The 24,261-nt window shown below is 55.2% G+C and carries 18 protein-coding genes and 1 other RNA gene; 1 reads left to right on the plus strand and 18 read right to left on the minus strand.

Going from position 1 to position 24,261, the window contains the following annotated elements; all coding sequences use genetic code 11:
• Positions 1 to 105: 105 nt before the first annotated feature.
• The 18 genes from Q1Q75_RS07170 to ffs form a co-directional block, all read right to left on the minus strand.
• A complete protein-coding gene (locus tag Q1Q75_RS07170; RefSeq protein WP_300668680.1) occupies positions 106 to 525 on the minus strand; it encodes a DUF126 domain-containing protein in 420 nt (139 codons plus the stop codon).
• Entirely contained in the window at positions 513 to 1,775 is a 1,263-nt protein-coding gene (locus tag Q1Q75_RS07175) for an aconitase X catalytic domain-containing protein (RefSeq protein ID WP_300668681.1), read from the minus strand. The genes Q1Q75_RS07170 and Q1Q75_RS07175 overlap by 13 nt, the downstream gene beginning before the upstream one ends.
• A gap of 113 nt (positions 1,776 to 1,888) precedes the next feature.
• Positions 1,889 to 3,484, minus strand: coding sequence for a BCCT family transporter (locus Q1Q75_RS07180; RefSeq protein ID WP_300668682.1), 1,596 nt, complete (start codon positions 3,482 to 3,484; stop codon positions 1,889 to 1,891).
• A 727-nt stretch (positions 3,485 to 4,211) separates the two neighbouring features.
• Positions 4,212 to 5,495, minus strand: coding sequence for an iron-containing alcohol dehydrogenase (locus tag Q1Q75_RS07185; RefSeq protein ID WP_300668684.1), 1,284 nt, complete (start codon positions 5,493 to 5,495; stop codon positions 4,212 to 4,214).
• 482 nt (positions 5,496 to 5,977) lie between these two features.
• On the minus strand, positions 5,978 to 6,643 hold the full coding sequence (locus Q1Q75_RS07190; RefSeq protein WP_300668685.1) for a hypothetical protein: 666 nt from the start codon (positions 6,641 to 6,643) through the stop codon (positions 5,978 to 5,980).
• 92 nt (positions 6,644 to 6,735) lie between these two features.
• Positions 6,736 to 8,178 carry an acetaldehyde dehydrogenase (acetylating) gene (locus tag Q1Q75_RS07195; protein ID WP_300668686.1) on the minus strand — a complete coding sequence of 481 codons (1,443 nt, stop codon included), beginning with the start codon at positions 8,176 to 8,178 and terminating at the stop codon, positions 6,736 to 6,738.
• Positions 8,179 to 8,258: 80 nt separating this feature from the next.
• Positions 8,259 to 8,870, minus strand: a complete 612-nt coding sequence (locus Q1Q75_RS07200) for a BMC domain-containing protein (protein WP_300668687.1) — start codon at positions 8,868 to 8,870, stop codon at positions 8,259 to 8,261.
• Positions 8,871 to 8,883: 13 nt separating this feature from the next.
• Complete coding sequence (eutL, locus tag Q1Q75_RS07205) at positions 8,884 to 9,537, minus strand: ethanolamine utilization microcompartment protein EutL (RefSeq protein WP_300668688.1); 654 nt, start codon at positions 9,535 to 9,537, stop codon at positions 8,884 to 8,886.
• Positions 9,538 to 9,673: 136 nt separating this feature from the next.
• Positions 9,674 to 11,191, minus strand: a complete 1,518-nt coding sequence (locus Q1Q75_RS07210; protein WP_300668690.1) for an ethanolamine ammonia-lyase reactivating factor EutA — start codon at positions 11,189 to 11,191, stop codon at positions 9,674 to 9,676.
• 18 nt (positions 11,192 to 11,209) lie between these two features.
• Positions 11,210 to 12,106 (minus strand): ethanolamine ammonia-lyase subunit EutC, encoded by an 897-nt coding sequence (eutC, locus tag Q1Q75_RS07215; RefSeq protein ID WP_300668691.1) that lies wholly within the window; start codon positions 12,104 to 12,106, stop codon positions 11,210 to 11,212.
• Positions 12,107 to 12,125: 19 nt separating this feature from the next.
• Positions 12,126 to 13,487: an ethanolamine ammonia-lyase subunit EutB gene (locus Q1Q75_RS07220; RefSeq protein WP_300668692.1), complete on the minus strand. Its 1,362-nt coding sequence runs from the start codon at positions 13,485 to 13,487 to the stop codon at positions 12,126 to 12,128.
• 468 nt (positions 13,488 to 13,955) lie between these two features.
• The gene (locus tag Q1Q75_RS07225) at positions 13,956 to 15,449 is read right to left on the minus strand and encodes a sigma-54 dependent transcriptional regulator (RefSeq protein ID WP_300668694.1); all 1,494 of its coding nucleotides are present in this window, start codon (positions 15,447 to 15,449) and stop codon (positions 13,956 to 13,958) included.
• A 73-nt stretch (positions 15,450 to 15,522) separates the two neighbouring features.
• Complete coding sequence (locus tag Q1Q75_RS07230; protein WP_300668696.1) at positions 15,523 to 18,117, minus strand: PAS domain S-box protein; 2,595 nt, start codon at positions 18,115 to 18,117, stop codon at positions 15,523 to 15,525.
• A 137-nt stretch (positions 18,118 to 18,254) separates the two neighbouring features.
• Positions 18,255 to 18,449, minus strand: coding sequence for a hypothetical protein (locus Q1Q75_RS07235; protein WP_300668698.1), 195 nt, complete (start codon positions 18,447 to 18,449; stop codon positions 18,255 to 18,257).
• Positions 18,450 to 18,630: 181 nt separating this feature from the next.
• Positions 18,631 to 18,873, minus strand: a complete 243-nt coding sequence (locus tag Q1Q75_RS07240) for a BMC domain-containing protein (protein ID WP_300668699.1) — start codon at positions 18,871 to 18,873, stop codon at positions 18,631 to 18,633.
• Between the two features lie 401 nt (positions 18,874 to 19,274).
• Positions 19,275 to 21,182: a molecular chaperone DnaK gene (gene dnaK / locus Q1Q75_RS07245; protein ID WP_300668701.1), complete on the minus strand. Its 1,908-nt coding sequence runs from the start codon at positions 21,180 to 21,182 to the stop codon at positions 19,275 to 19,277.
• 90 nt (positions 21,183 to 21,272) lie between these two features.
• On the minus strand, positions 21,273 to 21,932 hold the full coding sequence (gene grpE, locus Q1Q75_RS07250; protein WP_300668703.1) for a nucleotide exchange factor GrpE: 660 nt from the start codon (positions 21,930 to 21,932) through the stop codon (positions 21,273 to 21,275).
• Positions 21,933 to 22,330: 398 nt separating this feature from the next.
• Positions 22,331 to 22,413: signal recognition particle sRNA small type (ffs, locus tag Q1Q75_RS07255), an RNA gene on the minus strand.
• Positions 22,414 to 22,778: 365 nt separating this feature from the next.
• Between ffs and tilS the strand changes: the two genes are divergently transcribed.
• Entirely contained in the window at positions 22,779 to 24,245 is a 1,467-nt protein-coding gene (gene tilS / locus Q1Q75_RS07260) for a tRNA lysidine(34) synthetase TilS (protein ID WP_300668705.1), read from the plus strand.
• Positions 24,246 to 24,261 lie beyond the last annotated feature (16 nt).

The raw sequence follows: 24,261 nt of genomic DNA on the forward strand, positions 1-24,261 counted from the left end.
GGACAATGAGTCTTTTTTGAACCCCTCCCTGCCCAGACAAGCCACGCTGAGGAAATCGTTCAGGCACTCACGAGTGGTCCGCAATGCGTGGCTGCAGCTAAAAATCTACTTATAGACATGAAGATAGTCTGAATCCTTGAACAATTCGATTTCTTTGCCCTCGGCCAGTTTGGCGTAGTCCTCTTCCGAAAGGTTAATGACGGAAAGTGTCTGGTCGTAAAAATGGTGACAAACCAGGGGCCCCGTCAGGATGACAGGATCGGTACGAATATTGATGATGGCCGCAGGTGCGGTACCGATGCGCAGCATCTCCATGAGAACAAGCCCGGCACCGCTGCTTCCTTTACCAAAGGGAAAGGCAAACACCTTGCCAGTAATATTCTGCTTGTAATTCGCGTGGCGATAGTCACTCACATCACCTGTCTGGATGTTCACACCGCCGACAAAGCTGATGGGATCATTGGAAAACACCAACTCCGCGCGAAGATCTTCGGCAATGACTTTTTTGCACTCTAATTTGACCATGGTTTTTTGCTCCTTATGACCTTGCCCGCCACAGCGGTTTCAACGCACTCGTTGATATTTCCAAACACAGGATGGATACCCACTTTGTTAAAGCAGTAGGTGGCAAATTTTCCTGAATTGGTCATGATGGACCGCGTACCCCATTTGTCGGTGGGGTATTCCATGATGCAACCGTCAACAAAAACATGAACGCCCAGGCGCTTGACGCGGTCCAGCAACCCGCTGTCTTGAACGGTATTGTAGGTACCACGACCGGTAAAGATCCACATCTTGGTGTTCTCGCTGACCCGCCGTCCAGCAAAGGCATCTTCCAGATCCTGGAACTCGGCACAGGAAAAGTGGGGGCACCCCAGCGAAACAAGATCGATTGAACCGTCTCCATCAAAATTACACAGTTCGGCCTCGGCCTCACGAAGATGGGCCTGGGTGAGGGTAACCACCTCTGTCGGCTCTTTGTCGAAGGCCATCTCACGGGTCTGAGCCTCGGGGGTAACGCCGATCAGGTGAAACAAGGCAATGCCGCCTGATGACGCGGCCGTGGCACTGAACTGCTTCAGGTCGTCCATGGCAATCTGGGTGGGCATGCCGTCCAGTGCCCACACCCTGTCACCAACAATGCTGCCGTAGGCATAAGCAATAAAGTTATACAAGCTGCGATCCGCAAACATGTCTGGGGTGATGTCGTCACCTAAAACAACCAACCCTTCGGCTTTTCTGTTTTCAGGAACATGCAAGCCAAAGTACGGGACGCGCCCGGCGATGCCGGCCAGCAATTCCAAGGGGCCGGCATAACGATTGGTGCGAGCCCCAAGGATGGAGTTCACGAAGGCGATGACGTTGGATTCCGCGCAGGCGACCTGCTGGCCGAAGGCGGGAGAAAACCCAGCCTGATAGGGAGCGCAGGTCCAGCTGGCGATGGCCCCCATCTTCAGGTGGGAGGCTTCGATGCGACGAGTGGCCGCCATCCAATCGCTTCCGTGACGCTGAATGTCCCACCGTTTCATATCCAAAGCCACCGCGTTGGTGGAGGTGGGGACTGCAAAGTGGGCTCCTAAGTCGGCGAGGTGCTCTGCAAAAGCGACCTGAGCCTCTCCAAAATAAACCGTACTGTCGTCATGGCATCCAACGATCTCAACGAAGCGATCAACGCCATAGTATACGCCAAGATCGTAGAGCACGTTCATGGCCATCTGACGAGCCTCTCCATGCTTTCCATCCAGCAACGCTTTTTCATAATCCGTTAATTGCATGATGCTTCCTTACTTTTTTTTATTTCTCACGATCAAACCGACCGTTCCATTCACCGCACACACACCAAGACATCGTGTATGCGGTGAATCTTTCTTTTCAGGGAAAATGACGCCTACTCTGCAGAGGAACCCAACCTACCCCTGGTACAGGAGCCCTCTACAGGGGTGACAACCGAATCCATGGCTGCCCCTTTTTCGAAGTATCTGGCCGCACTTATCACGGCAGAGACACAGATACCGATCAACAAAAACATTAAGGGGAACCCGATGAGAGTAAACATCCCGCGGATGCCATCAATGCCTCCGGTGGCGATGATGAGATAAGCAATGGTGCCAATGGTTCCGCCCCAAAGAAGCTTCAAAGTACGTGGAGGCTCTTGATCAATGTGCAGGCTCTTGCAGCTGAGGGTGGCCAGCACGCTGGTCATGGGGTCGGCATAGGTCACCAAAGAGGCAAAGATCGCAAAGAGAAAGACCGCGATAAACACTTTGGCCAGAGGGTACTGGTTGAAAATAGCGAACACCGTATTCTGCATGCCGTTGGCCTGAATGCTTGCCCACATGTCGAAGGAACCGGAAGACTGAAGATAGATAGCCGTGCCGCCAAAAATGGAGATCCAGATGAAGCAAAAGGCGGAGGGCCCAAAAATGGTCATGGCGATAAACTGCCGAACCGTACGCCCCTTAGCGAGTCGGGCATAAAACAGGCCGATCAGGGGAGCCACGACAATCATGGACGCCCAGTACTGAACGGTCCAGTTTTTGGCCCACTGGTCAGTGGTCAACGCGTTGGTGACGGTGGCTTTATCAAAAAAGGTGGAAAACATATCGCCAAGGGCGGCAACCCCAATGTCCGCAATAAAGTTCGTCGGCCCGAGGAGAAGCATCACCAGGGCAAGCCCCAGGAAAATCTTGGTGTTCAGCGAGCTAAGAAAGCTCAAGCCCTTCTTCATACCGGTAATACTGGAGAAGGTGTAGGTCGCCGTAATCACAATGGCAATAACCAGCCAGAGGAGTTTGCCCTCAGAGACACCGAAGAGGTTGTTTAACCCACTACCAATCTGCAGCAACGCCGCCCCCATGGAACAGGAAACTGCACCACACAGGGCAAACAGGCAGATGCCGTTGATAATATGCCCCACGGTACCCGCAGCTTTTTCACCAAGCAGACCACTCAGAGAAGCACTGACCGAGAAATTTGAGGCCTTGCCGTACGCCACTAAGGCTGCTCCAAGCGCGCCCATCGTGTACATGGAATACTGCATGATGGTCCAGTGGAAGGCCGCCTGGGAAATAGCGTTAACCCCTGCCTGGTGGCTGAAGGGGACAAGCCCGCTCGCCTGAGAGGGTTCCGCGTAAAAAAACATCGGCTCCCCCATGCCCCAAAACAGAATGCCGGTCCCGATACCGGAGCAAAGGCAGATGCTGAACCACTGCCACATAGTGAGATCAGGCTTGGCATCCTGACCGCCAATGCGTATATCTCCAAATTTGGAAAAACTGAAATAAAGTGAAAACACAACGCACGCCAACGCAACAAGCATGTAAAGCCAGCCAAACTTGGCCGACAGCACATCAAGGGCCCCGTTAAGAAAAGAACCAAGCGCATCGGTGTTCAAGATACCAACGGAAATAAACACAACCATGCAGATAAATGCCGGAAAAAATGCCATGGGCTGAATGGGCCACTTTGTCGAATTTCTATCCACTACGAATCCTCCTTTACATCTTGAATCATCAAAAAACCTCTATGCACGAATATTAAGACCAAGCCACCCTGATTCGCGATACGCATCCCCTTGTGAACAGGCAGCAACAATTCAGATAAATGCACCTTCTATGCCACCCTTCGTACTGAGTCATTTTTTGATCGGCACACCACCGCTAACGCCCCGAAATAAAAGCGCTTCTATGGGCCATCTGCCTGGTTACATAATTAAAAATAAAATCATCTCCTCAAGAGAGCTGCGAAATTGTAGCGAAATGGAACACAAAAGAGATTTGCGCAGAGAGAATTGTGCCATTTTAGGACAGAAAGACCACCATTGCATTCAAGCAAAGAATGATAATCGAATATAACTCTTGTTTGACGCTCAATATTGAATGGACACACAGGCCAACACTGTTTCATATTGGGACAGAGGAGAGCCCTTCGACCCACGAAAATAGCTCTCTGCCCCCCTTATACCCTGAGTTCACGGAGAATTAACACCCCTAACAGACTCGCCCCTCCCACAGGCCTTTCACGACGGCAACAGGACCTAAGTCGCCGCACCCCAGGGGATCTACTGAAACACCCGCGACCCGAAGCCGGACGGGTAAAAAAGAAGTCCTTGCGCGGCAAAAAAAAACCACCTGAAACGAGAGCATCAAGGGGAGGGGGATTCCCGGTCTCATTTCAGGTGGCCAGTTTTAGGACGTACGTTTAATGAACCCTTAGACAGCGAGTCGTTTCTTGAGTTCTTCCTTTCCCAGATAAGCCACGTGGAAAAAGTCTTTCAGGTTCTCAAGGGTGGCCTTGCGGGGATTGTACTGGCTCATGCAGTACATCTCTTCGGCCCTCTCCAGGATGTATTCCGCCATGGAGGGGATGTCTTCCTCTTTCATGCCGTAATCTTTAAGAGAGGTGGGCACATCCAGATCTTCCATCAGCTGGAATGTCTCCAAAATGGCTGCTTCTGCCGCTTCCTGGCGAGTCATATCCGTGGTATCGATCCCCATGCTTTCGGCAATCATGGCCAGCTTCTTTTTGGCGTAATCGTCGGCCAGGTTGTACCAGTAGACATAGGGAAGCAACACACCGCAGGCATCGCCATGGGACATGTTCAGCATGGGGGAGATGCCTTCAGAGGCCGCATGGCCAAGGGTCGCGGGTCCCGCCACCCAACCAAAGCTGATCACCATGCCACCGATCATAGCGGACATGGCCATGTTCCAGCGGGCTTCAGGGTTGTCCTCTCCGTGATGGTAAGCGGCCCTCAGGTTAGTGAAGACAAGCTGCACCGCTTCAAGGGAGAGGCAGTCAGAAAAGGAGTTGGCCTGCTTGGAGAGAATCCCTTCCGCGCAGTGGCTCAAGGCGTCAAGCCCCGTTGCAGCGGTCACCCTGGGGGGAAGATTCGCCATGAAGGTGGGGTCGAGAATGGCTGCATTGGCGAGAATGGCTTCGCCGGCCACCCACGTCTTCTGTGAACCCAGGGCGCAGCCCTCGGCAATCACCACGGCAGTGTTTGAGGCCTCGCTGCCGGTGCCGGAAGTCGTGGGGATAAGAATTTTGGGAATCACCCCGTCCATGGGAACCGGCACCTCGTTGGGAGCCACATAGTCGGGAAGCTTTTCGGGCATGGAGGCAAAGGCAGAGGCGAGCTTGGCACGGTCCAGCGAGCTGCCACCGCCGAACCCGATGACGATACCGTAGCCCCCTTTACCTACCTTCTCACAGACCTCAATGACCTGGCTCATCACAGGCTCAATGGCGCCCTGGGCAAACACATCAACGGTAAAGCCGCTCTCTTCAAGGGACTTCACCACGGGTTCGGTGTAGCCCAGGTCGTCAATGGCATGATCGGTGATGATGATGGCTTTCTTGTTTTTGGCATACTTCAGGGCCACTTCACCGGTCTTCTTTACCGCGTCAAAACCGAACTTGATATCAGGGAGCAGACCATATTCGTCAACCCTGTTCATCAAATGACCATTGTGCTTTGCTAATGACTGAAACATCTTTTTCTCCAGGCAATTTTTTGTATAATTCGATCAAACAAGATGAGGTAAATTACGTATGACCAACCCATGTTGGTTACTGAAAGCAGGTTACGTATCAAAATGCATGCCATCATCCATGGTGTATTCTTTTTGCTCAAGAAATGAGCATCTTAAATACCCGCCCGCCATCCATGGCAAAACCCGGCCCCTCCTGCCGGTCTCTGCCCACCACCTTTTACGCCACCCTTTGTAACGATCTGTTCAGTTTTTATGGATTCCTGCCCTTTCCAGGGGAACACCCAGCCGTAAGATAAAATAAGGCCTTCCATGGTTAATGCGGGTGAAAACAGCAGGGTTCTGACGACAAAGTATCCCCCCCGTTCTGTCTGCGATTATGACGCATACCGTCAAAAACTGCGCGAATGCGGACGCATTTCAGCCTGAGATGACGATTTCCACAACGCATTCGCAAATCAGCTCTCAAGGTGGCTCACCTTGGGCTACTGGTCGGCCCAGTCCGCGGGGTAGGTGCAGAACATGAACCGGGTGGCATCCGGGGTGCTGAAGGTGATGGCGCTGTTTCGGGGAATAAAGAGGATATCTCCCTTGGAGGCCGTCACCTTGCGCCCGTCGATGAGGATGTCAAGGGTGCCTTCGATGATGTAGTCCACCTCATCGTATTTAAGGGTCCAGTCAAAGGCGGCCCCCTCTTTCATCGCCATAATCCCAAAGCCCAGGCGTGGGCTCTCCGCAAGACTCACCACATCGGTGATATACACCTTGTCGCCTGGTTTCCCTGTGTCAAAGGGGGCCGGATTTACCGTCTCCGCCTTGACGCAGAGGACACCGCTTTGACTGTCCACGGTCTTTTGAAAACCCTTTGTGTTCCCTGCCAGATTCGCGGCCACGAGCTGACGGATCAAGGGTTCCAGCGCCGCTACGTCATGGGTGTCCATGACGCACTCACTGCAATCCATACACTCCGGCGCCCCGCGGGGAGCCTCCTTCGTTTCGGGATCCCGGGGCTTCACGCCCTCAATGATCTTCACCTTTTTATCCCGAAGAAGGTCCCGGGCCATGGGGGTTACAATCATCGCCTCATCAAGGTAGAAGACCCCCTCTTTTACTTCTGCCATGACGATATCGGCACCGATCAACCTCTTCATCTAAGCCTCACTCCTTTACGCCGTATCAAGTGGGAGCCCATGCCCCGTGAAGGGACATGGGGCTTCCCCCTACGTTTGCCATCATCAAAAAACTACCGAACGGCGCTCATCTTTTTAAGCTGGTCCATGATCAGGGAGGTCACCGCCTCCACGTCCAGGGTCCCCTCCCCTCCTGCTGCGGGTTTCGCGCAAGGGGCATCCAGGCCATAGGCCATTCGGCGAATGTTAAACAGGTGCTGAGGGCCCACGTTCTCCGAGGTGGCGCTTCCGCCCACCGTCCCGCATCCCAGGGTAAAAGAGGGCGGCAGGTGGGTGGTGATGCCCACGGCCCCTTGCGTGGTGGGGGTGTTGACCAGAAAACGGGAGACGGGTTTTTTCAGCGCGAACTCACGAATGACGGTCTCATTGTTTGAGTGAATGCCCATAGAGTGACCCAGCCCCCCATTTTTAAGAAGCTTAAAGCAGATCTCACAGGCCTCCTGCCAGTCGTTGACTGTGTAAAAACCCAAAAGCGAGGTGAGCTTCTCCTTGGAGAAGGGGAACTTGGGTCCGATCCCCTCTTCTTCGGCCACTAAAATGGTGGTCCCGGCGGGAATCTTAATCCCTGCGATCTTTGCCAGATCGGCGGGGCTCCGTCCTACAACAGCGGGATTCATGGCGCCATTGGGGCGTTCCATCACGCGCTTCATCGCCTCAAGGGCGTCACCGGTTAAAAAATAGGCGCCCTGGGCGACCAGGCTCTTTTTAACCCTGTCGGCGATACAGGCTTCCGTCACAATGGACTGTTCGGAAGCGCAGACCGTGCCGTTGTCAAAGGTTTTTGAGGATAGGATCTTCTTCACCGCCACATCCACATCCGCGCTGCGTTCGATAAAGGCAGGCACATTGCCGGGCCCGACCCCCAGCGCCGGGGTCCCGGAGCTGTAAGCCGCCTTGACCATGGCCGCCCCGCCGGTTGCGATGATCATATCGGTAAGCTTCATAAGTTCTGCGGTCCCCTCAATGGTGGGGACACTGATAACTCCCACAAGCTCTTCGGGGAGCCCCTGGGCCTTGAGCACCCCTTTGACGAGGTTCACGGCGGCCGTGATGCACTTTACAGCGCCGGGATGGGGGCTGAAGACGATGGCGTTGCCACTCATCAAGGCGATGATGGCATTGTAGAGGGTGGTGGAGGTGGGGTTGGTGGAGGGAAGAAGCCCTGCAATCACCCCCATGGGAGTGGCGATCTCGACAATTTTCTTCTCCAGGTCATCCCTGATAATTCCGAGGGTCTTCATCCCTTTGTAGTACTCAACCAGTCGGACAGTGGCCTGAATATTCTTTTGTTTTTTATCCTTCCATTTACCAAAGCCGGTCTCTTCGCTTGCCATGATGGCAAGTTCTTCAGCCTTTTCAGCCCCTGCCTTGGCAATGGCTTCAACAAGAGCATCGACAGACTCTTGACCGGCTTCCTGTAAAACAGGCTGGGCGGAACGTGCAGCACGCACCAGGGCACGGGCTTCCTGGATTGAGAGTAAATCCTTATCTACCATCTGTATCCTCTTCTTTTGTTTATTGATGGACAACGGGGACGTCGGACATTTCAAAAAATGCCCCCACATGCCCCCTTGCGTCATGCATCAGGTAATGATTTTATATAGGTTTCGAATGCTTCGAGAAGCTCCCTTTTCCTGGCGAACTTAATCCGGCCCCTTTCAATGGAGAAGGCGGGAATCTGACGGGCCAGTCCCCTGAGCCTTGAGACCTTGGTGCGTTTAAGCTCCGCTAAGTCAACGGCGATTGCCCCTGGGTCCTGTTTTTTTCCCCCGCGGCTCCAGGGGGCTGGCGTTAACGGGATAGCCCCCTGAACTGCGGGAGTTTGGGCCTCCCCACACTCTGAGGGGCAGGGCAGGCCACCTTCGGCCTCTTCTTCTACCTTCGAGCTCGAGATCACACGGACCAATCGTCTCTCTTCGTCCATAAGAATCTCGTCAAGGCCATCGGCCTTCCGGGCGATGACCGTGACGGCACGCACCGTCCCCAGCTTTGCCGCCGCCGTACGGCCTGCATCCACAGAAGCCTTGACGGCAGAGACATCCCCAGCCATCAAGACAGAGACAAGGCCTGCCCCCACCCGTTGCAGGCCGATGATGGAGACATCGGCGGTCTTCACCGCCACATCTCCGGCTTCCACTGCGGGAACAAGTCCTACCGTTTCAATGATTCCAAGCGCCTTGCCCTTCATGGGCGTCTCCCGTCTAATATTTTAAAGGGTGGTCGGCCACATGCTGAACCGCTTCGCCAAAGGCATCGCACGCGGCCTTGCAGGCGGACTGGCTTCCTGTAAGCAGAGCCCCACCGAAGTTGGTTTCAGACGGAGGGCCATAAAAGACCGCCATCTTTACATCCGCCGCCTTAAGGGCCGCATCCACTGCGTACACCGCTTCGATGGGAGGGGCGATGAGGTACGCCATGGCCTCGCCTTCAGGAATTTTCGCCTCTCCGGAGAGAAACGAGCCACTTCGCGAGATACAATGGGCGTAGTAACAGATCGAGTCATCCTCGTTGCAGCTGTAAAAACAGGCGTCTTTTTCAATGAAATCGATGGCGGCGTTGAGTCCGCTTTTCACCTCTGCGGGGTTGGGGCCAGAAAGGATGGCGATAAACTCTCCGGCAAGCCGTGTATTCGCATTCACGGCACCGCCATAACAACTCTTGGCGTAGACCACCCGCACATCGGCTTTCTTCGTGGCTTCATCCACAGCCGTATACCCCACGTCGTCTATATCGCAGGTGAGCATTCCCAGGCTGCGGTGCTCAGGCGGCAGGGTGAGTTCCCCGACCATCGCCTGATCCACGTTGGGTATCATCTTCACGCTCAACACTTTGGATTTAAGTGCATCCCCTTTCATATCTTTCCTCCTTGAAGGCTCATCCCCAGGTTCACGAATGCTCCCGTACACAACGGTATGGGTTGCTCACGTTCTTTCAAGCTCTTCATGGTTAAAAACATATCTATGAAGAGATATTACAATCTGCCATCATTATTCAGGCCTGGCGGGTCTCAAACACCAGGGTCTTGATCACCACCGGTACCACGGTCCCTCCGGCGATGGACCGACCGATGTCGATATAATCCCCTTCGTTGACCTCTATCTGATCCACACAGATCACCTGGGCCGAGGGATTTAAGACCCGAAGGCTCTGCCCCAGCACCTTCCCGCTGTCGTGCTCCATCACCACCACCACCGGGTGCCCCGCCCGAATCAGAGGTTCGACGCCCTCAAGAATACCTTTCGCAAGGGACTGGACACGGGCATAGGAGAGGTAACCATTGCCCTGAATGCCGATGGCCAGGGGCTCAAGGGCCCCGGCCTCGTATAGGTTTGAAAGACTCTGCCCAATGGCCTCAGCGATGGCCCCGGGGGTCCCGGGAATCTCCCGGCCAAAGGGAATCACCACCGGAACGTTCTTCATGGGCAGGCGTTCATCACTCACCACGATGGTGCTGCCGCTGACATCCACGGTCTGTGCCCCTGCCCCGATCACGGTGGCGCGAATGGTCTCAGTTGGCCGAATGAGTTCCACCCCGTCCCCCGTAAAAACCTGGCGCACCTGCCTTCCCAGCATGGGGCCGATGTCCCCGTAACGTGCGATCTCCCCAATGGTGTCGCACGGCGAGGTGGTGTAGGCGTGGTCGGCCACACCCCCTGAGATCATCACCGCGTCCACCTTGTAATCGAGGCGCAGAGGATCGGTCATCATCAAGGCGGCTTCGAGGCCACTGGGAGGGGTCTCTTTCAAGGCGTTTAAAACCACCGTCGCCATACGGCGACAGATGATCTCAAGGGTCATCGGGTCTACGGAGGTCCCCTCGGCCAATGAGAATCCCAGGTCCTCAAGCACCCACGTCATGGGCTCGGTGACCTGAACCACCCGGCCCGTTTCCCCGTCGACCCGGAGCAGCCGGCCCCCGACGTTAAGGCAACAGCTGTCGATGGCCTTTCCGCTTTTAAAAACCCCAATATTGGCCGTGCCACCGCCGATGTCGATATTGGCCACGGTGAGAAAGTGCCTGCGAGAATAATCCGCTGCCCCAGAGCCCCGACCGGCGATGACCGACTCCAATTTCCCCCCGGCGGTAGCCACCACAAAGTCCCCTGCGTAACCGGCCAGTTCACCTGAAATGCTTCGGGCGTTCTCTTTTTTGGCGGTCTCCCCCGTAATAATCACAGCCCCGGTATCGATGCGCGTGGGCTGGACCCCCGCCTTTCTGAACTCCCCGTTAATGAGGCCAAAGACCGCCTCGGTGTCCACGAGGTTCGCCCCTGTGATGGGGGTGAAATGGATATCGCTTCGGTAGACCACCTCCTTATCCGTGATCTCCATGCGGGGCACCAGGGTCCCGGGGGCGGTATTTTTCACCGTAAGCCGGCTGATCACGCACTGGGTGGTGGTGGTGCCGATGTCGATGCCCACGCTGATCACCACCTCTCCGGCCCCCGCCCCTTCCGGAGGGGTGATGTGGGCGGCATCATGTGTTGAAATTTTGGATCCGTCTGCCATCGTCTTTTCCCTGGGTTCTTAGCCTTTCATCGCCTTGGAAAGGGCGACACCGCTTGCCTTGAAATCCATCATCTGCTTGACAACCGTCGCCATATGGGCGCCTGCCTCAGCAGGGGGGGTTCCGCCTTTATGGATATTTGAGATAATGGTGCGATCGGCCTCCATGGTGCCGCGATGTGGCTTGTAAACCATATAGGCACTCATGGACTCGGCGGTGATAAGCCCGGGGCGTTCACCGATGAGCTCCACCACCACGTCGGGATTCAAAAGTTCCCCCACCTCGTCCATAACGCCCACACGGCCGTAACGGATAAAGAACGGAGCACCCACGCCGATACCCTCGGCCTTGAGGCCCTGGACCAGAGCAGGGACGGTGTCGGCAATGTTCGCTTCAATGGCCGTCGAGCTCAATCCGTCCACCACGATGATCTGCACCTGAACGCCCCGGGTGCATTTTTCAAGGAGGGTCTTCTGGGACTCATCGCTGATCTGCTTGCCACGTTCCGGATTCATGAGGTACTCATCTTTGTCCCGGACCACGGTCTGAACGTCAAAGAGCCCGTTCTCCTCAAGGCACTTGCCGGAGACATCAAGAAAAACGGCATCCACAGCGGCGGCGTGGTCCGCCTGGAAATGAAGAAAAGAGTGAGTCCTCTGACGCGCCCCGCAACGCCCCATGAAAATACGGGCCGGGGTGCTCTTGCGCATGGCCTCAAGGGCCGCCATGTTCTTCGGGTTGTCCACCTTCACCTCATCAATGGGCGATAAGGTGACGGGATCAAGGTCGCATCCCTCGGCAACACGGGAGCAGGCAGGGGCAGACGAGGCCACAACCCCGGTGTTCCCGCCACCCTTGATAACGCCTTGCGCCACCAGCTTGCCGATGACGCTTTGAATCAGTTCCTGTTCATTCATGTGATTTAACGCTCCTTGCCTATTGATCAAAAATTGAGGCGTCACCCGCAGCCTCGGTGAGGCACCCATCTTCCATGAGACCCAGCGTCTCCATCCACCGCTCAAACTCAGGCGCTGGCCTTAACCCCAAGATCTCACGGGTCGCGGCATCGTCATGAAAACTGCAGTCCTGGTAGTTGAGCATGCAGTCGTCCCCCCCGGTAATCCCCATAAAAAAGTTGGACCCGGCCATGGCGCAGAGCATGGTGGCCAGTTCCTGGTCGTCCTGATCCGCCTTCATATGGTTGGTGTAACAGGGGGCCGTCCCCATGGCGATGCCGTGCATCTTGCCCATAAAGAGGTCTTCCAGGTCGGCCCGGACCAGCTCCTTGCCGGTGTAGATCGTCTCCGGTCCAATGAAACCGGAGACGTTGTTGAGCATAAAGGGATTGTAGCGCTTTGCCAGGCCGTAACAGCGAGATTCAAGGGTCATCTCATCGACGCCATGGTGGCAGCCAAGGGAAATCTCCGAACCCTGCCCCGTTTCAAAATACATGACGTTGGGTCCGGTGGAGGTGCCAAGGCGAAGGGCCATATCCCGGGCTTCGCTGAGCATGTCGGCAGAGATACCAAAGGCGTCATTGGCCTTCTGGGTGCCCGCGAGGCTCTGGAACATCAAGTCCACCGGAGCCCCCTGACTGAGGGCCTGCATCTGGGTGGTGACATGGGCCAAAACCACACACTGGGTGGGGACGGCATATTTATCTCTGAAATCAGAGATGGCCGTCATCACGCGTTTGTACCCTTCCACGTTGTCTTCCACGGGATTGACACCAATACAGGCGTCACCGGCACCAAAAGAGAGACCCTCTTTCAGGGAGGTAAGAATTCCTTCGATGGAATCGGTGGGGTGGTTGGGCTGAATTCGATAGGAAAGGGTCCCGGGAAGGCCGATGGTGGTATTGCAGTGGGCCGATACCTTGATCTTCCGACTGGCGTACACCAGGTCCATGGCGGACATGAGTTTTCCCACCGCTGCAACCATCTCGCTGGTAAGACCCCGAGCGGTGTTTAAAAGCTGCTCCTGGCTTCGGCTCTTGAGGATGTATTCCCTGAGCTCCGCCACGCTCCAGTTTTTAACTTTTTCATAGAGGGTGGTGTTGAGGTCGTCATAAATCACCCGCGTCACCTCATCGTCTTCGTAGGCGATGACGGGATGTTCATAAATGTCCTTCAACTGCAGGTTGGCCAGACAAAGCTTGGCTGCCACACGCTCCGTGGCAGACTCTGCAGCGATGCCGGCCAGGGCATCACCGGACTTCTCGTTGTTGGCTTTGGCCAGGACCTCACAAACCGATTGAAAGGTAAAGACCTTATCGCCGATCTTGCTACTCAGATTCACGTGCGCTTCTCCTTCTCGTGTTAAAACCAGCCTCCGGCAAGAGGGAGGTGCCTGAGTCAGTAATCAAAATACGTACCAACGGAGGAAGGCAATATTTAAAGAAGGAATTAAGGCGAGTTATAAACCACAGGGAGAGAGGAAGGCAGAACAGGAGATAAAGACGTCCGGTTATAGAAGGTTTGTATCCACTTTTATTGAACTCTTGTCCGAAAAGGGATGATCGGCCTTGATCATCTTTCGGCCAAGGACATGGTTTCCGCCTTAACGGGGAACATGAGAAGGGAAGAGAAGAGACAGACGGAGATAAATCGCAGCACGGGTTTCTGGCTGCGCCATATTCCGATGCGGCGAGGGAACAACGAACTAAAAAGCCGCACCGGAGTGCGGCGATTCTTTTCAGCCCGTCTTTTTCAGGTTTTTTTCAAGATCACAGCCGAAACGATGACCAAATTGCGCCATGTTAATAAATCAGGACACATTCCACCCCATACGGTCCACCGCATGTTTTTTAAGCAGGGTATAAAGCCGGGTGCGTCCGAGCCCCGACAGGGAGCAGGCCGCTTTGATGTTGCCATGGGTGGATCGCATCAGCTTTTGAAGGTAGAGCTTCTCCGCCTTGTTGACCACCGCCTCCCGGTAAACTTTGTAAGAAGGAAGAGGCTCCCCGGTGGCCTCTCCGGCAGCCATGGAGGGCACCGGAACATCCCCCCCCCGGAGCTCACCTGGAACCGAGGCCAACCTGATGGGGGCCTCTTTTTTCAGACCTGTTTCAAACACAGACGAGGCCGCCTGGCGGGCCATGGAGATCCGAATCCTTTCAGGAACATGTTTCGAAAAGAGCTCCGGTTCGTAGAGAGCCTCACTGATGGAGGCTTCCATGGTATTCACCAGCTCCCGGACATTGCCCGGCCAGTGGTAACTGCTCAAGGCGGAGATAAAATCCTGGGAGATGAGCTTGGGCTTGATCCCCAAAGATTGATAGACCTTGCTGCTGAGCTGTTTCACAAGAGAGGGCAGATCCTCTAAGCGCTCCCGCAGCGGAGGCAGGGAAAGAGAGATGGTATTTAATCGATAGAGAAGATCTTCCCGGAACAGCCCCTGCTTCACCATCTCAGGAAGATTTCGGTTGGTAGCGGCGACCAGGCGGAAATCACTGTCCACCTCTTTTTTGCCCCCCACAGGCCGAAACCGCCGTTCCTGAAGAACCCGTAAAAAAACCTTCTGAAGATTCGGACTCATCTCCCCGACCTCATCCAGAAGGAGGGTCCCCCCGTTAGCCAGAATCACCAGGCCTTCGGAGGCTTTATCCGCCCCGGTGAAAGAGCCCTTTTCATGTCCGAAAAGAGCGCTCTCCACCAGGTTTTCAGGCAGGGCCGCGCAATCCACCACCACAAACCGATGGCGCGAGCGAGGGCTGTTGACATGAATGGCGCGGGCAATGAGCTCTTTACCGGTCCCTGTCTCGCCGGTGATCAAAACATTCGAAAGACTCTTTGAGGCCTTGGAAACAGCGTTGAGGCACTCCTGAATTTGATGGCTCTCTCCCACAATCCCCGAACGTTTAAGGCCGGCAGCTGGGCGATTGACGCCTCGCATGTTGTCGCGGTATTGAAGCACACGGTTTAAGGGCTGAATAATCTTTTTGGGAGACAGAGGTTTTTGAATGTAGTCCCAGGCCCCATTGCGTATGGCCTTCTCGGCTCCGTCTGAGTCCCCCATCCCCGTCATCACGATGATCTCCGGGGGAAAATCGATCTCAAGGATCTCTTTCATCACCTCAAGACCGTTGCCGTCGGGCATCCTCACATCGAGAAAGACCACGTCATAACGCCCGGAGAGGGCCATGGGCAACCCCTTCGACAGGGTCTGCACATGGGTCGCCTCATGATCCACATGGAGAACGAGATCATGCAGCATGGTGCACATCTCAAGATCATCATCAATGATCAATACATTGGCCATCGTCTTTACCCCTTCACCTGATGACTCCGTAAAATCCAAGTCCCGGACAGATTAAAAACCATAGATCGGGACCTTACGTCCAGTCGCAGGGCCTTGCCTGCACACGATTCATTATTCGACTCACAAGGTCGGCCAACTGACGAGCCCCGATGGGCTTTTTCATAAAGCATCGTATTCCAGACCTCAGTGCCTCTTCCTCAAGTGTTGACGAGCTGAACCCGGTGCAGAGCACCACGGGAAGATCGGGCCTGAGGACCAGCATCTCCCGGGCCAAATCGTAACCGGTCATCTCCGGCATGGTCTGATCTGTGATCACCAGATCAAATGCCTCCGGCGCCTCCATAAAAAGGCGGTGAGCGCGAAGGCTGCTGGTCTCTGCGACCACATCGTAGCCCAGCTGCCTTAAAATCTCCGAGCTAAAGTTCACCAGCTCCTCTTCATCATCGACAAAGAGAATCTTTCCGTTGCCCCGTGAGACAACGGCACGCGTCTCCTCTTCCTCTTCGGAGCGGCCCTCTTCAGCTGCGGGTATCAGCACACTAAAGACGGTCCCCTCACCGGGAGCCGACTGAACGGTGACGGTCCCGTTAAAGTTCTTCACCACGCCGTGCACCACGGCAAGTCCCATACCGGTGCCGTCCCCGGTCTTCTTGGTGGTAAAAAAGGGATCGAAGATGCGACCGATCACCTCCGGATCCATCCCCGGCCCGGTGTCCGTCACCGTTAACCTCACATGGGGACCGGGCAAAATACCCGAAAGCTGCCGGGCCTCTGCAATCTCGACGTGGATATCGTCAAGACAGACAGACAGGGTCCCCCCCTCCTTGCTCATGGCATAAGAGGCATTGGTACAAAGATTCATGAGCACCTGATGAACCTGGGTCGCGTTGGCCAGCACCACATCGTTGGGGCAGTCGATCTCCTCTTTGATGGCAATGGTCGAGGGGATGGAGGCGCGAAGGAAGTTGAGGCTCTCTTTCAAAAGAGGAGACAGCCTGATGACGCTCTTCTCTTGCTCACCATGGCGGCTGAAGGTCAGGATCTGTTCCACCAGCTCCCGGGCCCGGTACGCGCCTTTGAGAATATGTCCAATGCGGACAGCCACCCGCTCGTCTTCCTCGACATCAAACATCTCGATCATCTCGGCATATCCGATAATGGCCCCAAGAATATTGTTAAAGTCATGGGCAATGCCACCGGCCAGGGTGCCGATGGACTCCATCTTCTGGGACTGCTGAAGCCGGGTCTCCAGGGTCTTCTGGTTGGTCAGATCTCGCTCGTTGACCAAGACCCCGCTCACCTTGTTCTCTGCGTCAAAGCTGGGGTAGAAGGTCGAATCGATGAACTTCAGGCCCCGGTTGGCAAACCGAACCCAGTCCCTGTGCCGAACGGTCTTCCCCTTGAGACAGCCCTCAAGATGGGGTTTGACATTGGCTTCATAAAAGTCCACGCCCATGACATCCACCACGGGCCGGCCAATGAGTTCAGCACGTTCCCGGCCGTTGGCCGTAAGGTAAGCCTCGTTCACGGCCTGGATAGTCAGGCTCTCATTGGTGAGCCACATGCAATCGCTGGAGGCGGCCACCATCTGTTCATATTTTTTAAGGTCCTCCTGCGTACGCTTACGCCAGGTAATATCCCGAGCAATACCCATGGTGCCCATGGGGGCCTCATCCACCCCTTCCTGAAGGGTAATGTTTAACTCCATAAAGATCAGGGTGCCATCGTTTTTCACCAACTGAATTTCATGGAGGTTGGTCCGTTCGGCAAGCCCCCCCTGTTTCAGCAGCTCAAAAGAGGCCCTTGTGTAGCCGGAAGCGAGCAGATCAAAGAAGGGCTTTCCCAAAAAGTCGGAGACATGAAACCCCGTCTTCTTCTCGAAGTTCTGATTCATGTAGATGAGGCTGCCGTCCAAGGTGGTGCGAAAGATGATGTCCGTGGTGCCTTCAACAAGGTTCCTGTAATTGGTTTCACTCTCCCTGATTTGGCTGTCCCTTAAGGCCACCTGCGCCACCATGGTGTTAAATTCCTCAGCGATGCCCGAGAGCTCGTTGTTCCTGCTTAAGCTCACCCTTCGCGAGTAGTCCCCGGCTGAGATCTGATGAAAAGCCATCTCCATGACCCCCAGCGGTTTTAAAATCCGACGGTTCAGCAAAAGCCAGGTGGTCCCCACCACCGCAAACAGAGCCGAAAACATAATGATCAAATCCGAGAAGATCATCTGCTGGGTGAGGGTCCAGACATCTCGATTGGTAAAGGTCATGGCGATACGGCCGATCTCCTTGCCATTCAGGCGAACCGGACGCTCCAGTTCCCATTTCATACTGGCCTTGAAGAGCTTCTGACTGTCCCGGTCATGGGTGACCAGCGCCTTTCCCTGCTCGTCATAGACGGCAATATGAATCAGACTGCGATCGCTGGCAAGGATGTCCGCAAATTTTCGCACAAAGGCCACGTCGGAAGACCCGATGGGTTGCACCAGCGTCTCGACCGCCTGTTCGATGGTGGTCTCCGCTTTTTTCTCCAGCATGCGGGTGTTACGCACATAGACCATATAACAATCGATCATGGTGACAATATTACAGGTAACCGCCAGCACGATAAAAAGGGCGTAGGTGAATTCTGTCCTGAGAGAATTTTGCTTTCTCCTGTGACCTGGGTGTTCCATCAGTGGCCCTCTCCCTGGCTGGCCTCTGGCCTGGCCTTGATCGCTTCTTCCCACAAAAATTTAAAGGCGTTGCGGTCTCTGGTGTTTAAGATTTTAAAGGTGATTTTACTCTCCAGAAGACGCCTGAGCCTCTCCCCTTAAGGGGTGTCTTCAACGGCATGAAGAAACCGTTCTACCCCTTTTTCGGTTACAGGAGACCTTGCCTTCATCCACTTGATAAAGACGTCCTGTACCTCTCTCGGCGCATACCCATCCCAGGTCAAAAGCCGCACGGTAAGAGGCGTTGCTTGTGTCTCACCGGCAAAACCTGCTGACTTGACCCCTCCCATCATATCACTCGTCCCTACCCATATCCGGCCCAACAAGGCGAAGCATCAGACTGTAAACCTGCTTAAGCCCTTTATAAAAAAACAAACCCGTTCACTATCCTCTATCTGGGATCATTTCTCCAGATTTAAAGAGGAGCCCCCTGCCCCGAAGCGTTCGTTAGTTTAAGCACGAAAGCTCCCCGCGTCAGGGAACAACGTGGATACTGGTCAGCAACTCACCCACACGATCAGCCGCGGCTGAACCGGCATCAATGGCGGTCTTGACAGCCTCCACATCACCGCGGACCATCAGAACAACAAAATCTGCACCCATCTGACTGCGGCTGACCAGGGTGACGTTGGCAACCTTACCTATGGCAGCGGCAGCCTCCTCAGCCCCCATAACACCACTTGTCTGAATCATTCCGAGCGCGTTTTGCGAACTCATCTGTCTCTCCTTACGTGGGATACGATCCAGCTATTCGATATGAAACCTGGACCCTTTACAGCAAGTTGCTTGCCAACCCCACCCTCGAACCCAAAAAACAAAGACCAAAGGGAACGATTCAGCGCCCCAAAAAGCCTTCGGCGGCAAGGTGTGCCACCTTGAAAGCAGGTTGCGAATGCACTTTGCCCCGCGCTTGGGGACAGGCCCCATAAGCAGATGTTATTTACTGACGATTCGTCCACAAAAAGTGGACAGCTATCTTGTATAGGTGAAGAGACGGCTGAGACCCATGATCCGAGACGCACCCTGATCTTTTTGTCCCAACAAAAAACCCCGCCCTTTTTTAAAAAAAGGCGGGGTTTTTTTATTCTGTCACAGGCCTGCCGGAGCAGGCCCTGATCTTACTTCTGTTCTTTGACCTCTTCGAAGTCGGCGTCCACGACATCGTCGTCGGCGGGTGCGGCTCCGGGGGCTGCGCCCTCGGCTCCGGCCTGGCCTTCTTCAGCAGCCTTCTTGTAGGCGGCTTCGGCGATCTTGTGAGAGGCCTGGGTCAGCTCTTCGGTGAGTTTGGTGATCTCCTCAGCGCTGTCCCCTTCCATGGCTTTTCTCAGTTTTTCGATGATCTCAACAACACCGGCTTTGGTGGCTTCATCCGCACCTTCACCCACTTCCTTAACCGCCTTCTCTGTCTGATAAATCAGGGCATCGGCGTTGTTGCGGGCTTCAACGAGGGCCTTCTTCTGCTTGTCCTCATCCGCGTGGAGCTCAGCGTCTTTAACCATCTGCTGAATATCCTCTTCAGAGAGACCGCTGTCGCTGGTGATCTTAATGGACTGCTCTTTACCGGTGGCCTTGTCCTTGGCGGACACAGAGACGATCCCGTTGGAGTCGATGTCGAAGGTCACCTCAATCTGGGGCACACCGCGCGGTGCGGGGGGAATGTCCGAAAGGTCGAAACGGCCCAGAGTCTTGTTGGTTTCTGCCATCTCGCGCTCACCCTGGAGCACGTGGATGGAAACGGCGGGCTGGCTGTCGGCTGCCGTGGAGAAGACCTGGCTCTTACGGGTCGGGATGGTGGTGTTCTTTTCGATCAGCTTGGTCATCACGCCGCCCAAGGTCTCGATCCCCAGGGAGAGAGGCGTCACGTCCAGAAGAAGCACGTCATCCACATCGCCTTTGAGAACACCGCCCTGAATGGCAGCACCCAGAGCAACCACTTCATCGGGGTTTACACCCTTGTGGGGCTCTTTACCAAAAATAGCTTTCACACGCTCCTGCACGGCGGGCATACGGATCATGCCACCCACGAGAATCACCTCGTTGATATCGCTGGCAGAAAGACCGGCATCCTTCAAGGCGGTGACGCAGGGCTTGGAAAGGTTGTCAAGAAGATCGGCAACCAAGGATTCGAGCTTGGCACGGGAGAGCTTCACGTTCAAATGCTTGGGACCGGAAGCGTCAGCGGTGATGAAAGGCAGGTTGATATCGGTCTCCATGGCGGTGGAGAGCTCCATCTTGGCCTTTTCAGCCGCTTCTTTCAGGCGCTGAAGGGCCATCTTGTCGGAGCGAATGTCGATCCCCTGCTCACGTTTGAACTCGTCGGCCAGAAAATCGATGATACGAAGGTCAAAGTCTTCGCCGCCCAGGTGGGTGTCGCCGTTGGTGGATTTTACCTCGAAAACCCCATCACCGATCTCAAGAACGGAAACGTCGAAGGTACCGCCGCCCAGGTCGAAGACAACGATCTTCTCTTCGGTCTTCTTATCAAGGCCATAGGCCAGGGATGCGGCGGTGGGCTCGTTGATGATACGAAGCACATTCAGGCCCGCAATGCGGCCGGCATCTTTGGTGGCCTGACGCTGGCTGTCATTGAAATAAGCGGGGACGGTGATCACGGCATCGGTCACCTCTTCACCCAGGTACTCCTCTGCGGTCTTCTTGATGTTGGCAAGAATAAAAGAAGAGATCTCAGCGGGGCTGTGCAGGTTGCCTCGCAGATCGATGCGCACGTCCCCGTTGTCTGCTTTTTTCAGCTCATAGGGAAGAATTTTTGCGTCTCGCTGTACTTCGGGGGACTCAAATTTACGCCCCACAAGGCGCTTTACGCCGAAAACGGTATTTTCAGGGTTGGTGATGGCCTGACGCTTTGCGATCTGACCCACGAGACGCTCACCATTTTCAGCCACGGCAACGGTAGACGGGGTGGTACGCCCCCCTTCAGTGTTGGTGATGACTTGGGCGTCTCCACCTTCCATGATCGCGACACACGAGTTGGTTGTTCCCAGATCGATACCAATAACTTTGCCCATTTTTTCCTCCATGCCTGTGCATCCGAGAGCAGGCTTCCAAATAAGTCTTTTCTGAATAACTGTTCTGATGTGTATAGCCCGGGACGTCGTCTATTCAGCCTCGGCCTTTTCATTTTCACCTGCATTTTCTGCAGCCGCCTTAGAGACGACCACCATGGCCGGGCGAATAAGCCTGTCATGGAGCAGGTACCCTTTTTGCATCTCTTTCACCACGGTATTCTCGGGAACCTCGTTGGTCTCCTCTTGAATCACCGCCTGATGAAAATTAGGATCAAAGGGTTTGCCTTCAGACTCCAGTGGCTTGAGGTGAAACTTATCAAACACTTTAACTATTTCAGACAGGGTCATTTTGACCCCCTCAATCACGCTCTGTCGGGACTCATCGACCCCGTCATCAATGGACTCTACAGCCCTTTCGAGGTTATCCACGACGGGAAGAAGCTGTTTAATAAACGCCTCATTGGCGTACTTCTTCGACTCCTGAAACTCCCGAGCGGAACGCTTCTTGTAATTATCAAATTCGGCGGTGGACCGAAGCAGGCGATCATAATTCTCCGTCGCCTTGGCCTCAGCCGCCTTCACCTTCTCTTCCAGAAGCTCTTCGGGACTTTTCACCACCGGCTCGGCTTCCACCCCTTCAGCTTCCACCTCTTCGACGACCGTTTCCCCAACCTCTTCCGTCGGTATAACAGTCTCTTCTCCAGGCTCCACACTCTTTTCTTCTGTATCGTTCTGACGCTTCTTGGCCAATGTTCACTCCTGATTCTCTCAAGCCCAAAAAACTCCGCCGCACGCTGTGAAACCACCTGAAAGGGTTCATTCGATTAACCATCCTATTGTCTTTACGGATGGTTGCGTTTCACAAGCAGCCAGTTCACACTCCCATGAATATGAAGATTCGGGGCCACGCAGTTTGGACCGGGTCAACCACCCGGATATCATTGAAGGACAAACAGTCGGACTTTTTTGCCGAAACCATTCACGAATCACATGATTCTTGCGATTCGAAAAAAAAATAATACGTATTAATCAGTTGTCAATGGGGTGTTTAAGCAAAAGATGGGAGAATAAAGAGCCAGAGGGGCGTTCACAGGGGCAAGGAAGGAAAGTGAGACTAAAAAAAAACCTGACCGCATCCGCCGACCGGGATCGATCCACGACACAGACCACATCCCTAAGTGCTGCTTCCTTCCGGATCTGACACGGTTCAAGCGGGGCTGTTGCATGGCGGCCGGTCGGCAAGACACGGCCAGGAGGTTTACATATACGTTGAACGAAGGACCTTTTCAACCCCCTTTTTATTCAAAAGTGAGGTCCAAGGGAATCAATGGAGGCAAAGGCAACCTTTAACACCCCGCATCCATTGTTTTATATCCCCTTTATATCCAATCTTGTATACCCACCGCGCACGGCCAGCATCGACCTGCCTCCCCCATCCCCGGTTGACACCGGCCGGGGGGTATTCTACCCTCATTCATGTGGATGACAAAAGCAAACGGCACCCCATCCCCTGTCATCCACACGCTCCGCGACGGCACCCGAAACTCTGGTCTGCACCCGGCAGCCCCTAACCAAAGAACAGGCAACGCCCTTTTCATGACCCGACACCCACAGACAACCCTGGTCCACAAAGTCCACGCCACCCTGAGAGATCACGCCATGTGCGCCCCAGGTGACCATCTCCTGGTGGCCCTTTCGGGGGGCGCCGACTCCATGGCCCTATTGCACAGCCTCCATGAGCTGGCCCCCAGGCTGGGCCTCACCCTCTCCGTGGCCCACCTGAATCACAGCATCCGGGGCGAGGCCGCAGACCGGGACCAGCTCTTTTCAAGCCAGGCCGCCCGGGCTCTGTCGCTTCCGTATTATACCGACACCGTCAACGTCCCTGCCCTGGCCCATAACACCCAAATCGGCCTGGAGGAGGCTGCCAGGCAAGCCCGGCATGCCTTTCTCCATGAAGTGGCCTCCTCCTGCGGAGCCCGGCGCATTGCCGTGGGCCACCACAAAGGGGACATGGCCGAACAACTGCTGCTCAACCTGCTGCGCGGTTCCGGCCTCAAGGGCCTTGGAGCCATGGAACCGGTGACGGCCAGCGGCATCATCCGCCCCCTGATCACTCTTTCCCGGGAAGAGATCACCGCCTGGCTCACCGCCCGCGACCTCACCCATGTCACCGACCAGACCAACAGCGACACAACCTACACCCGAAACCGGGTCCGTCACCGGCTGATTCCCTTCATGGAAAGCGCCTTCAACCCTTCCACCGTCGACACCCTGGCACGAACCGCCGCCCTTTTAAGAGATGACGAGGCCTGGCTCCAGGAGATGACCGAAACGCTCTACACCGACTGCCTCCTCTGCCACGAGGCACCGCACCTTGAGCTCTCAGCCCCAAAACTCCTCACACTCCATCCCGCCGCTCGAAACCGGGTATTGAGACATTCTGTGGCCACGCTTTGCGGGTCCACCCGGACCCTCACCACGGCCCACATAGAAAATCTTTCGCTCCTCCTGAAGCAGGGCCGCGCCGGCCGCTCTATCGACCTCACCCGCGGACTTCGCGGTGTCCTGACCCGGGGAAGCCTTCACCTCCAGCTTGAAACAGAAAACCTGCGAAAGCGACGCCCCGCCCTTCTTGCGGAAACGCCTCCCTTCGCCTACACCATAGACCGCCCCACCCCAACACGCCCTCTCAACCTGACCATCACCGAGACCGGGGATCAGCTGCTGTTTCGCTGTACCCGTACCCCGGCCGCCCTCTCATTAAGCCGGGACGTCCAACGTGTCTTCCTCGCACCCGAAGCCGCGGCCTTTCCTATAACTGTACGCAATACCCGCCCCGGAGATCGCTTTCGGCCCGAGGGAGGCCAGGGCAGTCGCAAGATCGGTCGCTTTTTGGCCGATTGCCAGGTAGAAGGCCCCATGCGGTCACAAATTCCTCTGGTGGTATCCAAAGAGGACATCCTGTGGGTCGCGGGATACAGACTGGATGCGGCTGCAACCGCTCCACCACCGGGGTACCCCGCCCTTGAAATCGTACTTCAAAAATATAAAAAAGGATAAATCCCCCCCCATACGC

The sequence above is a fragment of the Desulfoluna sp. genome (assembly GCF_030145185.1).
Lineage (GTDB): Bacteria > Desulfobacterota > Desulfobacteria > Desulfobacterales > Desulfolunaceae > Desulfoluna.

What these genes read in the sequence shown, in the direction of transcription:
- Q1Q75_RS07225 (WP_300668694.1), bottom strand. Translation starts at nt 15,449, where the DNA reads ATGGCCAATGTATTGATCATTGATGATGATCTTGAGATGTGCACCATG.
- Q1Q75_RS07230 (WP_300668696.1), bottom strand. Translation starts at nt 18,117, where the DNA reads ATGGAACACCCAGGTCACAGGAGAAAGCAAAATTCTCTCAGGACAGAA.
- eutC (WP_300668691.1), bottom strand. Translation starts at nt 12,106, where the DNA reads ATGAATGAACAGGAACTGATTCAAAGCGTCATCGGCAAGCTGGTGGCG.
- Q1Q75_RS07185 (WP_300668684.1), bottom strand. Translation starts at nt 5,495, where the DNA reads ATGTTTCAGTCATTAGCAAAGCACAATGGTCATTTGATGAACAGGGTT.
- dnaK (WP_300668701.1), bottom strand. Translation starts at nt 21,182, where the DNA reads ATGGGCAAAGTTATTGGTATCGATCTGGGAACAACCAACTCGTGTGTC.
- Q1Q75_RS07170 (WP_300668680.1), bottom strand. Translation starts at nt 525, where the DNA reads ATGGTCAAATTAGAGTGCAAAAAAGTCATTGCCGAAGATCTTCGCGCG.
- Q1Q75_RS07235 (WP_300668698.1), bottom strand. Translation starts at nt 18,449, where the DNA reads ATGATGGGAGGGGTCAAGTCAGCAGGTTTTGCCGGTGAGACACAAGCA.
- Q1Q75_RS07175 (WP_300668681.1), bottom strand. Translation starts at nt 1,775, where the DNA reads ATGCAATTAACGGATTATGAAAAAGCGTTGCTGGATGGAAAGCATGGA.
- Q1Q75_RS07210 (WP_300668690.1), bottom strand. Translation starts at nt 11,191, where the DNA reads ATGGCAGACGGATCCAAAATTTCAACACATGATGCCGCCCACATCACC.
- Q1Q75_RS07200 (WP_300668687.1), bottom strand. Translation starts at nt 8,870, where the DNA reads ATGAAGGGCAAGGCGCTTGGAATCATTGAAACGGTAGGACTTGTTCCC.
- Q1Q75_RS07195 (WP_300668686.1), bottom strand. Translation starts at nt 8,178, where the DNA reads ATGGTAGATAAGGATTTACTCTCAATCCAGGAAGCCCGTGCCCTGGTG.
- Q1Q75_RS07190 (WP_300668685.1), bottom strand. Translation starts at nt 6,643, where the DNA reads ATGAAGAGGTTGATCGGTGCCGATATCGTCATGGCAGAAGTAAAAGAG.
- Q1Q75_RS07240 (WP_300668699.1), bottom strand. Translation starts at nt 18,873, where the DNA reads ATGAGTTCGCAAAACGCGCTCGGAATGATTCAGACAAGTGGTGTTATG.
- tilS (WP_300668705.1), top strand. Translation starts at nt 22,779, where the DNA reads ATGACCCGACACCCACAGACAACCCTGGTCCACAAAGTCCACGCCACC.
- eutL (WP_300668688.1), bottom strand. Translation starts at nt 9,537, where the DNA reads ATGAAAGGGGATGCACTTAAATCCAAAGTGTTGAGCGTGAAGATGATA.